Here is a 14303-nt window from a genome sequence, read left to right on the forward strand (position 1 = left end):
ATCTAGTCACCTTCCATTCGGATTTTTTATTTTCCATTTACAAACATGATCACCCTGTGTAATAAAGGAATACGCGCTGACTTCACTTCCAGGAAAGATTTCCTCATAGAGTTTTTGTTCGTTTGTACACATTTGGTGGTAGCACCTGGCAATAGCTGCGACCGGGCAATTGTAATTTCTAACCTCAAAGTCTCCTTCAGCCACCTTCTCAACCTCCACCATATATCCCCTTTCATTTTGAATCCGAACCATTTCCGCCACTTTTTTATCCAGGTCGTCCTCCTGTATTACGTTATCCATATAGGCTTTTTCCCGTTCGCCATGCTTATCTAATAACGCACGTACAGCTTGAGGTCCGTGCAATTCTTCTAAATCTTCAAGGAGCTCCACTGGAATTGATTTATACTGATTCGGAAATGTTTCATGACCCTTTTGTGTAAGATCATACGTAAGATATGGTCTACCGAGCTTTTGCTTATGGGACTGCTGCTTAACAAAACCTTGCTGGACAAGCTCATGAAGTTGTTTTCTGACAGCGATTTCAGAAATAGTAAAATGCTCCATGATTTCAGTAATTGTAAGGTCATTGGCCTTTTTTAAAATAGTTAATAGTCGCTGTTTTGTTGGCGTGCGCTTACTCATAATCCCACCTTCATTCGTTAGAAAATGCGTTTGCTACTCCTAGCTCATTATTCAAATACGTCCTAATTCTGCTGCTAAACTGGCTCCAAACTGGATGATATCCGTGTATTGCCTCTAACAAAGCATTATGGTTTACTTTTGTATATTCCGAAACAAGCATTTTACGAAGCGATACGAACATTTTATATGCTCCTTCCTCATCCTGTGGCAGAACCTTTTCATCGACTAAAATATCAATGATATCATCATAGCTTCCCGGATCCCTCATAATAAATCCATCAATCATCATGTTCCCGACATCCAGCATTGCTTCAATACTTACATGAACCATACGTTCCAAACTTAATTTATCTGTGAAGCTAGTAGCTTGATGATTTTTTAACTGTTCTAAGATTTGGTCTAAATATAAAAGCGTATTTTCAATTTTGCTACGATCCACGAAATACATACATATTCCCCCCGATATCTGTCTATAATTTTATCATATCATATTCCATATGTTTATGAATCAAAACATGGTATATTTAAGCTATGAAGGTTTGTATAAATGAATAATTACAATTTTATAATGAGGGACGCACAATGAAAGAAAGTCAACTTGTTGCGATGGATGCAACATCAATAGCCGGTGCAATTCAAAATAAGCAAATTACGAGTAAAGAAGTTGTTTCAACGTATATTGCTCATATCTTAAAGACGAACCCAAACATCAACGCGATGGTTGAGGACCGATTTGAAGCTGCTTTATATGAAGCAAATGAATTAGATCAAATGCTAGCTAGAGGGGAAGTAATAGGGCCGCTTCATGGGGTTCCAATTTCAGTAAAAGAGTCACTACATGTCGCAGAAATGAAAACGACCGGTGGCTTAGAGCACCGGCAGGATTTAATTTCCAGGGAAGATGCCGAGGTTGTTGGACGTTTAAAAAAAGCTGGTGCCATAATTTTAGGAAAAACTAACACCCCTGCACTTTGCTTCTGTCAGGAAACAGATAATAAATTATATGGCAGAACAAATAACCCGTGGGATTTAAATAGAACTGCCGGGGGATCTTCAGGAGGCGAAGGTGCCCTTCTTGCTGTAGGTGGAGCTGCTGCAGGCATTGGATCGGACATTGGTGGGTCAATTCGTTTTCCCGCACATTTTAATGGCATCATCGGTTTCAAGCCGGGGATGTTCACTATCTCTAATGATGGCCATTTCCCAGCTGTTATGCATGATTTACAAGCCCGTATGCTAACTATTGGACCAATGGGAAAATCTGTTCAAGATATGCGACTGCTTTATAAGGTTCTTTCCGGTGTTTCGTTAGAACTAAAACCTTTAAATCGATTCCGAATGGAGATCTTACCTAGTACAATTGATTATCCGTTATCTGAGAAAACAAAACATATACTTAACCAAACGGAGCTTTTTCTTGAGAAGACGTTCTCCACGAAACAATCCAGCCCTCCTTACTTCAGAGACAGCGCTCTAATTTGGCAGGAAATTTTATCGATGGAAGGAAGTAAATTGATTGAACAAGAAGCATATAACAATGACAGATCGAATGTATATACCTCTTTCTTTAAAGAAAAATTAACACAACGAACGAAGGTGCATCCATATCTTTCCTGGGCGATTATGGGCGCAAAAATGTTTCGCCCATCTAGAAAGCGCATTCGTGAAGTAGAAACAATTATCGAACAAGGTGACGAATTATTAAAAGCGTATTTAAAGAATCGCCTTCTTATTTTTCCTGTTTATCATTCTGGGGCTCTTCCCCACGGTCAAGTGTTTAAGGAAATATTCTCGATTCGAAAAACATTCTTACAGCATATGCCCTATGTAGCCTATGCAAATGTATGGGGACTGCCTGCATTAACCATTCCTGTTGGAACAGATGAAAACAATATGCCAATTAGTATTCAAATCATGAGTGCCATTGGTAATGAGGATGCTATATTCCGCCTAGGCAGATTAATTGAAAAGAAATTTAGAGGTTATATGCTTTGCAATAATGAAGTGGCACAGTCATTCTAATAAAATGGAATGACTGTTTTTTATACTTTTTTACTGTTTATAAGCTGTTTTTTATCGAATATGATTTAACGTTTGGCAAATACTATTCCTATCCACAAAATCACATCTATTTTGGAAAGAGGTGTACGATTATGTCAGAGAAAAAGAATAAGCATTTTTCGGATTTCTCAAATGTAGACAAACAACGTAATCAGTTAATACCTGAAGAATTTCCAGAAGGACCATTTGGTTCTGCAATCAACGATAATGAAAAAGTATCAAGTAAATCTGAACCTTGGGGCGAGGGACAATATCGCACAAGCGCCTTTACATTTCCAGATAAAAACCAGCATGCAGGCATCCCACGACAAGCAGATGGATCACATCCGACACATGACGAGTCAGAAAGCGACGAAAGGTAGCAGCTCAAATCTTTGAACTGCTACCTTTTACTTATGTACTTTCTTCAACACAAAATAGGCGCATCCAAAATTACAGTATTCAAATAAATAATCATCTAATGCGTTTATTTTCGAATCGATTGATGCTTTTGCATTTCTCTCCTTATAAAATCCTTTTAATCGAAGCTGCTCATAGCCCCAGTCTCCTACAATATAATCATACTTAGCCAATATTTCGGAATAGCGATTTTTAATTGCTTCCTCTTGAAATCCATCTTTTATATTTTCTACAATTTCATAGCTTTTACCATTCAGTTCAATCAAACGATTCACCCCACTTTTCATGCACACATAAGTTGCTTCTAGTTTACCATACGTTCGGATATAGAAACCAGAAATATTTACATGCATTATTTTCGCCTTTTTAAAGAAACTAGGACTAATCAAATTATAATTGCGTGTTCAAGAGCGGGATGACACCGGACTGTTGAACAACCTTTTATATGTAGGAGGAAGAACATGAAAGCAATCCTTATTATAATGCTTACGATAACTACGATGCTTGTAGGTTGTACAACATTTGACAACTCAGAAGGTGATCGTGAACAAATACTTGATGAATTGGATCCTACAAGAAATGCGCCAGAACCCACGGATGATGAGCTTAGCTCAAAGCTGGGATACGTACGTTACACAAAGGATCAACTGGATAATGAACTGGAAAACGGTGAACAGCAGCTCACAATCGATCGTAATGAAATGGCTGATATGATTACGAAAATCATTCTTAGAAATAATGGTTTTGAGGAAGTTGCAACACTTGTTACGGACAAGGAAGTTTTAATTGCTTACCAAAGAAATGAAGAACTTTCTGCCCAGGAAGCATCCGATTTATGCAAGAAAACCGCTGCATCTATTTTACCAGGCTTTTTTAATATCCATGTTTCTGATAATGAAACACTCATGCAGGATATCCAAAGTCTGCATCAATCCACATCGGAAAACCGGAATTATGATAACACAATAAAAGCCATTATAAAAGAAATGGAAAAAACACCTAATAGGGAAACAGTGGAATAATCATTATCAATAAACTAATTATAGGAGGTGAATACATTGACGAACAGGCTTATCTTCTCCATTATTATTACCTTCTTTTTCTTGAACGCTAATGCAGTCAATGCCGAGAATGAGGAATCCGTTTATGATAAGCGAATGGCACTTTTTAAAAAGACTGAAGCACTAACACAAATTCCTTGGTACTATTTTGCTGCTATTGATAATTATGAACGTAACATAAAAAGCAGTGATGAACCTGAGCAAGTAATCTCAATAGGATTCGCTTCTGAATTATGGTTTGGCCCAGGGAATAGCTCACAAATAACGGACGAAACTATTATCGACACTTTCGATGGAGAAGGAAAAGATGGAAATGGTGATGGAAAGGCAGATCCAGCCAATGAAGAAGATGTTCTTTATACGATGGCAATGCTTATTCTAGAATATGGTCCTACAGAGGATGATATTAAAATTGCACTGTGGAATCATTATCAGCGTGATTTAACCGTTCAAACTATCATGAATACGGCAAAGGTATTTGCAACGTTCCAAGATATCAATTTAACAGATAGAGACTTCCCTGTATCGATTCAGCATAATTACAGTTATCGCAATACTTGGGGAGACCGAAGAGGCTTTGGTGGGCTGCGTATTCACGAGGGTACAGATATTTTCGCAAACTATGGTGTCCCTGTTCAGTCAACCACATATGGCGTAATTGAAATGATGGGCTGGAACCTATACGGTGGCTGGCGCATTGGAATACGTGACATTTTTAATATTTATCATTATTACGCGCATATGAGTGGTTATGATGATAATATAAAACTTGGACAAGTTGTACAGCCTGGAGATGTGCTCGGCAGTGTTGGATCAACCGGCTATGGTCCACCAGGAACATCTGGAAAATTCCCGCCCCATTTACACTACGGGATGTATAAGGATAATGGGTATAGTGAATGGTCCTTTGACCCCTACCCTTACTTGCGAAAATGGGAGCGCATGGCTAGAGATAAACAATAGTTGGACCATAAATCCGACGTATAAGCAAAGGAGTCGTTACCATTCCGGTAACGACTCCTTTGTAACACTTTAATCTGTTTGCTTTGATTTTCTCATTGCGTTCCATACACTCGCAATCAGACCGCCCCAAATTATTATCATCCCAATTACCATTACAAAAATAGATGCACCACTCATTCGTTAGCCTCCTTTTTCTCGTCTATATCCTTTTTCCATTTGATTAACGACATCAAAATACCAATTACAAGTGCTGCTATCGCGATCGACCAACCACCATATAAGATAAATGTATTGGAGTACCCTTCATAGTTACCTGTGTCCGTTGCAAATTCCTTTAGGAGGTTCTGCTTAAATAAACCATACATCATGTATCCCATGACGATAGGCGTTATTACCCCTAAACTAATTGTCCACCATGAACCAAGTCGGATATCCGAAATCCCGTCTGCATGATCTTTATACATTTTAACCTTACGGAGAATCCAAGCAATTAAGACAACCTCAACAAACCCAAGCATCGCTACACCGAATTGATTAATAAAATAATCAACTACATCTAGGAAGAACAGTCCGCCTTGTGTCGCAAACAGCAACGAGATAACAGCGGCTAAACCACCGCCTATTAGGACTGCTTTTTTCCTTGAGATTTGGAATTTATCCGACAAACCAGATACATACGTTTCTGTAATTGAGATTAATGAGGTTAATCCAGCTAACATTAACGAAACAAAGAATAATACCCCAAAAAGTTCGTTAAAGGCTGTGAATTCATTAATGATTGCTGGAAATGCTACGAATGCTAAGCCAACTCCACCACTTACAACTTCATTAATCGGCAAACCTGACTGTAAAGCCATAAATCCTAAAATACCAAACACACCAATACCCGCTAACAATTCAAAACCAGAATTCGCAAATCCTACGATAAAAGCGTTATTTGTAATGTCTGATTTCTTTGGCAAATAACTGGCGTACGTAATCATAATTGCAAAAGCAATGGATAAACTAAAGAAAATTTGTCCATATGCCGCAATCCATACATCCGGTGAAAAAATTTGGCCGAAATCAGGTGCAAAAAACGCATCCAATCCTTGCATAGCTCCTGGAAGGGTTAGTGCTCGAATAACAATGATGAGGAATATAATGACTAATGCTGGAATAAAAATACGATTTGCAATTTCAATCCCTTTCTTCACACCTTTAAATAGAATTCCTAATACCAGTGCCCAAACAATGATTAAAGGAATTAATACACCAGGAACCAGATCCCCTATCTGTCCTGGGACTTCTGCTAAATTTAGATAATCGCCATATAAAAATCCTTGTGTATCCTCTCCCCACCCTAAATTAAAAGAAAAAACAGAATACGATATGGCCCAGGCAACGATTACCGAATAATAGGTTGAAATAATAAATGCTACTGCAACTCCCCACCAGCCAACCCATTCTGTTTTTTTATGCATTCGTTTAAACGTTAATGGTGCAGAACCTCGATACTTATGTCCCATTGTAAATTCCAATATCAAAATCGGAATTCCGGCGGTGAGCAGTGCAAACAGATAAGGAATCAGAAATGCTCCGCCGCCATTTTCATAGGCAACTGCAGGAAAACGCCAAATGTTCCCAAGGCCGATAGCCGATCCGGCTGCCGCCAAAATAAAACCTGCCCTTGTCCCCCACTGAGAACGATTTTCCATGACCAAACCTCCCCTTTTTTTATACAAGCTCTGTATTATTTATATTATGAAGGTTTACAATAATTACTCTTTTCTGATATATTTATTACATAGTTTCCTTACGAAGAACAAAAGCGCAAGCGCCCGGTTAGCGACGTACGGACTGGACTGAGCCGCAGGAGATAAAGGAAACACGACGACCGCAGGGAGTCGATGTTGACTTATCGTACGGAGGTGAGGGAAGTCTCGCTAGTCGCTGGGCGCTGGAGCTGGACGTAGCCGTTTAGGTAACTAAGTTATCCACAGCATTCAAATTTTATAGTTTCCTGGTGCAACAAAAAAAGATGTGTGATGACATTACTGTCATCACACATCTTAGAAATTTTTCAGCCTATATTTATTTCGCTGTTTTACTTTTTAAAACAGTACGATATACAAATACAATCCCAAAAAGGAATACAAGTGTAACTGCCAAGGAAAGCATAATTTGCCCTGTCAATCCAAGCAGTAAAAACCCTAGTATTGCTACAACTGCTGCAAGTATTGCATATGGCAGCTGCGTTAATACGTGATCAATATGGTTAGCCCCTGCTCCTGTTGAGGAGAGAATCGTCGTATCGGAAATAGGTGAGCAATGATCACCAAATACAGCTCCTGCAAGTACAGCTGCTAATGCCGGCAGTAATAACTCAACATTTGTATTGCTCATTACTTCTGCTGCAATTGGAAGCATGATACCAAATGTACCCCATGAAGACCCAGTAGACAATGCCATCATCGCTGCAATAACAAAGAATATTAACGGTAGATAGCTAACACCTATAGAGGAATCATTAACTAAATTTGCTAAATAGGTCCCTGTTTCCAATGTACCGATTACCGAACCGATCATCCAAGCTAAAATGAGAATATAAATAGCCGGAAGCATCGTTTTTGTCCCTTCTACAAAGATTTTCATAGAATTTGCTTTTGGCTTTCCTTGGACTAAATGAAAAATAAAAGCAGTCAATACGGCTAAAATACCACCAATTGCTAATGATTTGTTAACATCTGTATTCGCAAAAGCATCCAATATCGTAGCATTTCCATCTGTTGCTTGAATACCCGTAGTTATCATTGCTACAACGGTAGCTACAAAAAGAACTAAGATTGGTATAAATAAATGGTATACCTTTCCGTTTTGATTTGGCTTAAACACATCGCCTAAATCCCCTGCAACCGTATTCTGCTCTGGATTCAAAAGCTCTCCTGTTTCCATCGCACGTTTTTCATGTGTACGCATTGGACCAATATTAAATTGAAAATACGCTACAATAAATACAAGCAGGACTGCTGCTATTGCATAAAAATTCATCGGAATCATCCAGATAAATGCCTCAATCGGCTGATATTCTGTAATTTCATTGGCAGCAAACAATCCACCAAGAATTCCAATAATATAAGCTCCCCAGCTTGAGATAGGCGAAATAACTGTTATCGGGGCTGATGTTGAATCAATATAATAGGCAAGCTTCGCTCTGGACACTTTGTGACGATCTGTTAATGGTCTTGCAATTTGACCAACTGCAAGGCTGTTAAAATAGTCATCAATAAAAATAATCAATCCTAAAACGCCTGTCATTAACTGTGCACCTCTACGTGTTTTCACTCGTTTCATCATCCAGTCACCAAAAGCTCTGCTTCCTCCGGATGCTTGTAAAAAGGCAGTCATGATACCTAATAATAATAAAAATCCAATTAACTGAATATTTCCTGTATTAGGTGCTCCCTCTGAAACAAAAATTTCATAAAATACATACCAAATTTCCTTAACTGCTTGCAACACATTAAAATCATGAATAAATAATGCTCCAATTATTATCCCTGATCCTAATGATAATAAAATTTTCCTCGTTGTAATAACGAGCACCAGCATGATTAATGCTGGAATAATCGAATAAATTGTACCTTCCATTGTAATCCCCCCATAATTATTTCTCAGATGTGGTTTTCGAGATAAACGAGTTGATGATGAAATGTTGGTTTACGACATATGTACGTGCTAGCTTCTTAAAAAAGCACACAAAAAAACAATGACAGAAAATAACCATCATTGTTTTTTACAATTACAATATACGTTATCCTCCATCTCGATCAGTAGTTCTCCATGCACATCCATTTCAGCGGTTGTTCAAAAAGTCCGGTAAAAATGACACATCGAGATCAGTAGACCTTCGACTAAGTACCGACACGTCCTGTGTCGAACGTCGAAGTCACCACATCCTGTGGAAGCTCGTTGGCTTGCTTTTCCGTTCTTCACGTATTAATTGCATACGTTACGGTACGGGGAGCTTCGCCGCCTCGAACTTCTCGGTCCTTTTTATCCTCTTTTTTGAACTCTCACTTTAAGCATGACAGTACATCTCTTGTTCAAAGATGTACCAGCAAATAATAAGTTTGACTCTTATTACGCTTCGGCAAATACCCCTTTCACCAACCATCACTGTTGTCATTCTCCGGTGGATTACTTATAATATTTGCGCCTCTACCTCACCGATCTGATAAGGTTTATTATTGAGTTAAAGGATATTCATAAAGTCCGGTAAAAGTGACACTTCGAATTTCTTCGTTAGCTTGCTTTTCCGTTCCTCACGTATTAATTGCATACGTTCCGGTACGGGAAGCTACGCTGCCTCGAACTTCTCGGTCCTTTTTATCCTCCTTTTGAATACACATAGTTACTCCCATACTATACTAGATTTTTAGTTATTCTGCAAGTCGTCTTTTGGTATAGCAATTGACGGACCATCACTGCCACCACCATAGAAATCTGGAACCTTGCCCATAATGGCACTACCATCCAAGTATATCTCCGTATTAACTGTTGTTACATCGGATGTAAATGGGATGACAATCTGCACATCCGCCTCTACATTAATATAAAGCGATACCCAAGCACCATTAATACCAAATTCCTCAATTTCACGTACAACATTTGTCCGAACATTCCCTACAACCTCGAAATTAATCGGTATTTTCGGACCTAGGTTTGCAAGTACCGTATTTCCGGTAACCTGCCCTAAAGGGATCTCAACCAATGTCGGATCCTGTTTCGCCATATCTTCAGCACCATCACTATATTCATATGGTTCGGTAAGCGGATCTTCAAATTCCAATGGGTCACCGCGGTTAACGTTGATGAAAAATTCTTCCACCCTGTCTGTTGCGACTCGATTAATTTCACTGATGATAGAATTGTTCCAGTTATACGTTGAAAAATTCCCTTCATTGTCATATGTAATATTTACCATGTCATCAAAACTATAATCTTCAACATACCGAACGGCTGAATTGATCGCCCGCGTTGCAAACTCATCGACTCTTCTTTCCGCTATATGCATTAGAACTGGTTCAATTCGTTTATCAATTAATTGCATACTTAAAAATACACAGACTACAAAAATAATCATCGTTATGATTAAAATATGTTTCCCTGGAGGCAATGCTGTTCGTTTGCGAAAACGTTTTTTATGTCTCAACTCAGGAACCCCCTCTGGAATAATCCTATGCTTGTTCCACAGGGGGTAGACTAAGTAATTTATAAACATAATAAAAATGCCTCCCTAATGGAAGACATTTGCATTAATTATGATATTCTTAACAAAGCTTCTTTACCCGTCATACCAACTTCCCAGCCATAAGCTTTTGAAGCATCTGTTATCTTCTGTAATGGAGCGTGTAATAATTCATCGATCGTTCGCACACCCATCGCACGCCCCGCGATAACATTACGCTCCATTAATTTTGGAACTTCATTAAAAATATCTACATCCAATGCCGCACACATAATATAGCCAATGTCATTGGATATCGTCAGCAAATTCGTTTTTGGAAGCTCAACACGTACTGCCATAAAAATCATGCCGTCTACTTCAAGTGGATTTACCGTAATCATAATGAATTGCCCCCTTCGCAATGTACCATATATGTGTATGCATGAAGGGGCCAACATGTCACAAGCAGCGGCCTCTTAGGAATAATATGGAAATTTAGCACGAAGCGTTTTTGCGAGCAAATCCCTTAAAAATTCCGGGACAAAATATTGCTTCGAATCCGATTTCGCTACCTCCGGTAATAGACGGCCGAATGTGAAGGTATCGGCAGTCGCGATATAGTATGTTCGATCTGGATCGATCTCTTCTCCATTTTCTAACAGAACCTGTTTCACATACTCCTCACCATTTTTATGAAATCCTGTTTCTACCTGGATTCCTGCAAACATCATTCTTCCCAGTACTTTCCCACGAAATCCAAAGCCTTTCAATGCCAGCTGCATAAATTCCTTTGTTAATGATACACGGACAACTTCGATCAATTCATTTCCTTTCAGATCCACAACAACAGGATTAATTGGATGTGGGCAAATCCGATGAATATCTCCATACGTGATAGCCCCTACTGGTAAGCTTTCCAGTAACAGACCGTTATTCAACATCGCAGCATCGGCTTTTGTCCATTCCTTAACTGTATTCGTCAGCTCCTGCATGATTGGTGTATCCTTATACCAATTAACAGTCAATGGACTGTCAATCTGTACAACGGTTTCACCAAGCAAGCTATTAGCCTCATTTAGCATCACGTGTAATGTCTGCTCCGTTTCAGCATCTTTTTCCAAATGCGTAATGTCAGCTGTATATGCCTCTTTTTTCACCAATTTTTTCTGCTTATGGTCCCAAGTAAGAATAACTTCACCTATATAAGCGCAATGCTTTCCTGCTGCAGTAATCACAGCATTATTGATATATTCGCCACTACGAAGCAAATGATGTGTATGGCCACCAATAATCGCATCTACAGCATCATACCTTCTTGCAATTTCTTGATCGATGGTAATACCAAGATGCGACATGACAATGATTATATCAACGGAATTCTCTAGATCTTTCATATACTTATCCAACACTTCAAATTCAGGTGAAACATACCAATTTAACAGCTCATAAAAGGCATTAAATGGCGCAGTTAAACCAATCATACCAATTTTCACACCATGCTTTGTCTCAATATTTACTGTCGGACGTAACCATGGTGGCTGCATGTTATCAGTACTATGCAGGTTCGCACATGTGACTTCGAATGCAGCTTCATCATATAAATGGTATAAATCCTGATGAGACATTGTAATCCCTTCGTTATTGCCGATGGTAACATAATCATAACCTGCATCATTTAATAGCTTGACATTCGCTTTTCCCATTGTTGCCTCTGTTATAGAATGAGATCGGTCTACATGATCTCCAATATCAATTGTCCAGTTTGATTCACCACGTTGATTCCGTAGCGCTCGTGCTTCTTTTAAATAAGTCACAACACGTGGCCATTGTTTAAAATCACTATGTAAATCATTCGTATAATAAAAGTAGAATTTCTCTTCCATTTACATAACCCCTTAGGATAATCCTTGATAAATCATACGCAATCCAATAAAAATTAAAATGACGCGCAATCCCCATTCCAATACTTTTCCAGGAAGAAGCTGATTCACCTTTGCTCCTAACTTCCCACCAATCCAAGCACCTGGGATAAAGAATAACACATATTCCCATGCAATATGTCCAAGCACAATATGTGTACTAGCACCAACAATGCTAACAAAGAAAATCATAAACATTGATGTTGCGGTTGCAATATGTGCAGGAAACCCGAACAACAGAATCATTGCCGGCACCATAATGGAACCACCACCAATTCCAAAAAGCCCGGATAACGTCCCAACAATTAAGGATAGCACAAACGCTCCTAAGATCGGTACACGATATCGATATGTTTCTCCGAATAATTCAAATGTACGGACACCTTTTTCATCCCCAGTGAATTCCTTTTTAGGATTCCGATCCCTTTTAATAAAGAAAAGAAGGGATATAACGATCATTAATACGCCAAAATATAATAAAAATGACTTCGAATCAACAAACTGATTTAACCATGAACCAATTGCTCCGCCTGGAATACTTCCCGTCAGAAATAAAAGTCCAGTTTTATAATCAACTCGTTTCACTTTTGCATATGACAGTGTTGAGGATAGTGCTGTAACAATCATTGCAATTAAAGAAATCCCAACAATGGATTGTGGAGTCACCCAGGAAAAGCTATCTAAAAACGAGCTAACCAACAGTAACGTTGGTATAAGAATAATTCCTCCGCCAAGCCCCATAATGGATCCAACAAATGCGGTAATCAGACCAATCGTTAAACATATTAAAAAAACCAAAACAACCCCTACCATCTGTAATATTGTATCTATATCTTATCATATTGATGAATGAAACTCGCATTGTATCTTGTTGAAAATATTTCTCATTATACGAGTACGAATGAGTAAACCTTGTGTATCAAATGAATTACTAACTTAGCAACAAACAACACGATACTTTTTCTTAGTCATCGTAACGTTTCCTTATATTAATGCCTGTCAAAGTCTTCTTATAAATATACCGATCCATTATACCAGATCCTAAAATAACTCCCGTTACAATTAGAATAAAGCCAAAGAAATGCGCAACTGAAATTTGTTCACCAAGAAATAAAAAAGATCCCAGCAATGCAAAGAAAGGTTGTAAATTCATAAATATCGATGCTTTCCCTGGCCCTACATTTTGAATCGCATGATTGTACAGAAATTGACCAAGTGCAGTTGCAAAAATAGCGGAAGCAAGGAAAATAGACCACCCAACCAACGTCCCATCCTGCAAACTCGATATTCCTTCTGGCTCCAAAACGAAACTGATACAAAATAATAAAAATGATCCTATCAATAAAGTTGTTGCAGTAACTAATCTCGCTCCCATCGTTTCTGTTGCTTTTTTTATGTAGATAAAACTTAACGCTTGAGATAGTACTGCAAGGAAAATATAAATATCACCGATATTCATTGTCAAACCATTTATATTCCCAACAAGAATAACGAAAGAAACACCGGACAAACCAAGAATAATGCCAATTATCCTCATTAAGGAAAGCTTATCTTTTAACATTTTACTTGCAAGTATGGAAGTAAATAACGGAACTGTCCCTAAAAGCAAACCTGAATTAGAGGCACTCGTTTGCGTCAACCCAACCGATAGAAAGAAATGATGGCCAACTACCCCTGTAACGGAAACAAGAATAATGTAAGATAATTCTTGTTTTTTAGGTAAACGTATTTGTTTTCTTGCCCATAAGATTAAATACACAACAACAGCTGCTAAGAAAATACGAAAAGAAGTGATCGTCACTGCTGAAAATTGCCCTACAATCACTTTAATTGCAATTACATTAAATCCCCACATGACCATTACTAAAATAAGTTGCCCATACATTAGGGAATTCCCCATTTAATCCCTTCTTTCGTTACGTTTGCAACCATAGCTATCTAAACTCACTGCTAATTATAGATGATTTTTTACCGTATTACGTTTTTCAGAACCATAGTTAAAGGCTGATTTTTATAAAATATGGTCGAGCATCCTAAGTTAGCCCGACC

At 38.4% G+C, this 14303-nt stretch carries 15 protein-coding genes and 1 riboswitch; of the genes, 4 read left to right on the plus strand and 11 right to left on the minus strand.

The window, feature by feature from the left end; genetic code table 11:
- Positions 1 to 6: 6 nt before the first annotated feature.
- Positions 7 to 642, minus strand: coding sequence for a DeoR family transcriptional regulator (locus NYE61_RS05695; RefSeq protein WP_303447912.1), 636 nt, complete (start codon positions 640 to 642; stop codon positions 7 to 9).
- A gap of 10 nt (positions 643 to 652) precedes the next feature.
- Entirely contained in the window at positions 653 to 1090 is a 438-nt protein-coding gene (locus NYE61_RS05700; protein ID WP_303447913.1) for a DUF86 domain-containing protein, read from the minus strand.
- A gap of 134 nt (positions 1091 to 1224) precedes the next feature.
- Between NYE61_RS05700 and NYE61_RS05705 the strand changes: the two genes are divergently transcribed.
- Together NYE61_RS05705 and NYE61_RS05710 are read left to right on the plus strand one after the other, a co-directional pair.
- The gene (locus tag NYE61_RS05705; RefSeq protein WP_303447914.1) at positions 1225 to 2664 is read left to right on the plus strand and encodes an amidase; all 1440 of its coding nucleotides are present in this window, start codon (positions 1225 to 1227) and stop codon (positions 2662 to 2664) included.
- A 131-nt stretch (positions 2665 to 2795) separates the two neighbouring features.
- The gene (locus NYE61_RS05710; RefSeq protein WP_095309277.1) at positions 2796 to 3065 is read left to right on the plus strand and encodes a hypothetical protein; all 270 of its coding nucleotides are present in this window, start codon (positions 2796 to 2798) and stop codon (positions 3063 to 3065) included.
- Between the two features lie 27 nt (positions 3066 to 3092).
- Here NYE61_RS05710 and NYE61_RS05715 read toward each other — a convergent pair whose 3' ends face one another.
- Entirely contained in the window at positions 3093 to 3368 is a 276-nt protein-coding gene (locus NYE61_RS05715; RefSeq protein ID WP_095309286.1) for a YutD family protein, read from the minus strand.
- A gap of 195 nt (positions 3369 to 3563) precedes the next feature.
- Between NYE61_RS05715 and NYE61_RS05720 the strand changes: the two genes are divergently transcribed.
- Positions 3564 to 4124, plus strand: coding sequence for a YhcN/YlaJ family sporulation lipoprotein (locus NYE61_RS05720; RefSeq protein ID WP_303447915.1), 561 nt, complete (start codon positions 3564 to 3566; stop codon positions 4122 to 4124).
- Positions 4125 to 4160: 36 nt separating this feature from the next.
- Positions 4161 to 5126 carry a M23 family metallopeptidase gene (locus NYE61_RS05725; protein WP_285844997.1) on the plus strand — a complete coding sequence of 322 codons (966 nt, stop codon included), beginning with the start codon at positions 4161 to 4163 and terminating at the stop codon, positions 5124 to 5126.
- Positions 5127 to 5195: 69 nt separating this feature from the next.
- Here NYE61_RS05725 and NYE61_RS05730 read toward each other — a convergent pair whose 3' ends face one another.
- The 8 genes from NYE61_RS05730 to NYE61_RS05765 form a co-directional block, all read right to left on the minus strand.
- Positions 5196 to 5303, minus strand: coding sequence for a methionine/alanine import family NSS transporter small subunit (locus NYE61_RS05730; protein ID WP_118888790.1), 108 nt, complete (start codon positions 5301 to 5303; stop codon positions 5196 to 5198).
- Positions 5300 to 6823: a sodium-dependent transporter gene (locus NYE61_RS05735; RefSeq protein WP_303447917.1), complete on the minus strand. Its 1524-nt coding sequence runs from the start codon at positions 6821 to 6823 to the stop codon at positions 5300 to 5302. Before NYE61_RS05735 ends, NYE61_RS05730 begins: the two co-directional genes overlap by 4 nt.
- Positions 6824 to 7199: 376 nt before the next feature.
- Positions 7200 to 8756 carry a Na+/H+ antiporter NhaC family protein gene (locus NYE61_RS05740; protein WP_303447919.1) on the minus strand — a complete coding sequence of 519 codons (1557 nt, stop codon included), beginning with the start codon at positions 8754 to 8756 and terminating at the stop codon, positions 7200 to 7202.
- Positions 8757 to 8931: 175 nt separating this feature from the next.
- A riboswitch (Lysine riboswitch) is annotated at positions 8932 to 9337 on the minus strand.
- Positions 9338 to 9543: 206 nt separating this feature from the next.
- Positions 9544 to 10320: a sporulation protein YunB gene (gene yunB / locus NYE61_RS05745; protein WP_240033736.1), complete on the minus strand. Its 777-nt coding sequence runs from the start codon at positions 10318 to 10320 to the stop codon at positions 9544 to 9546.
- Between the two features lie 107 nt (positions 10321 to 10427).
- Entirely contained in the window at positions 10428 to 10736 is a 309-nt protein-coding gene (locus NYE61_RS05750; protein WP_095309296.1) for a DUF1805 domain-containing protein, read from the minus strand.
- A 75-nt stretch (positions 10737 to 10811) separates the two neighbouring features.
- Entirely contained in the window at positions 10812 to 12218 is a 1407-nt protein-coding gene (locus tag NYE61_RS05755) for a bifunctional UDP-sugar hydrolase/5'-nucleotidase (protein ID WP_303447921.1), read from the minus strand.
- 12 nt (positions 12219 to 12230) lie between these two features.
- On the minus strand, positions 12231 to 13052 hold the full coding sequence (locus NYE61_RS05760; RefSeq protein WP_303447922.1) for a sulfite exporter TauE/SafE family protein: 822 nt from the start codon (positions 13050 to 13052) through the stop codon (positions 12231 to 12233).
- Between the two features lie 166 nt (positions 13053 to 13218).
- Positions 13219 to 14154: a DMT family transporter gene (locus tag NYE61_RS05765; RefSeq protein WP_339317052.1), complete on the minus strand. Its 936-nt coding sequence runs from the start codon at positions 14152 to 14154 to the stop codon at positions 13219 to 13221.
- Positions 14155 to 14303 lie beyond the last annotated feature (149 nt).

Source organism: Oceanobacillus sp. FSL W7-1304, assembly GCF_037969805.1.
GTDB lineage: Bacteria > Bacillota > Bacilli > Bacillales > Amphibacillaceae > Oceanobacillus > Oceanobacillus profundus.

Excerpts from the sequence above, each read along its gene's own strand:
- NYE61_RS05695 (WP_303447912.1), bottom strand. The coding sequence starts at position 642 with ATGAGTAAGCGCACGCCAACAAAACAGCGACTATTAACTATTTTAAAA.
- NYE61_RS05700 (WP_303447913.1), bottom strand. The coding sequence starts at position 1,090 with ATGTATTTCGTGGATCGTAGCAAAATTGAAAATACGCTTTTATATTTA.
- NYE61_RS05705 (WP_303447914.1), top strand. The coding sequence starts at position 1,225 with ATGAAAGAAAGTCAACTTGTTGCGATGGATGCAACATCAATAGCCGGT.
- NYE61_RS05710 (WP_095309277.1), top strand. The coding sequence starts at position 2,796 with ATGTCAGAGAAAAAGAATAAGCATTTTTCGGATTTCTCAAATGTAGAC.
- NYE61_RS05720 (WP_303447915.1), top strand. The coding sequence starts at position 3,564 with ATGAAAGCAATCCTTATTATAATGCTTACGATAACTACGATGCTTGTA.
- NYE61_RS05730 (WP_118888790.1), bottom strand. The coding sequence starts at position 5,303 with ATGAGTGGTGCATCTATTTTTGTAATGGTAATTGGGATGATAATAATT.
- NYE61_RS05735 (WP_303447917.1), bottom strand. The coding sequence starts at position 6,823 with ATGGAAAATCGTTCTCAGTGGGGGACAAGGGCAGGTTTTATTTTGGCG.
- NYE61_RS05740 (WP_303447919.1), bottom strand. The coding sequence starts at position 8,756 with ATGGAAGGTACAATTTATTCGATTATTCCAGCATTAATCATGCTGGTG.
- NYE61_RS05750 (WP_095309296.1), bottom strand. The coding sequence starts at position 10,736 with ATGATTACGGTAAATCCACTTGAAGTAGACGGCATGATTTTTATGGCA.
- NYE61_RS05755 (WP_303447921.1), bottom strand. The coding sequence starts at position 12,218 with ATGGAAGAGAAATTCTACTTTTATTATACGAATGATTTACATAGTGAT.
- NYE61_RS05765 (WP_339317052.1), bottom strand. The coding sequence starts at position 14,154 with ATGGGGAATTCCCTAATGTATGGGCAACTTATTTTAGTAATGGTCATG.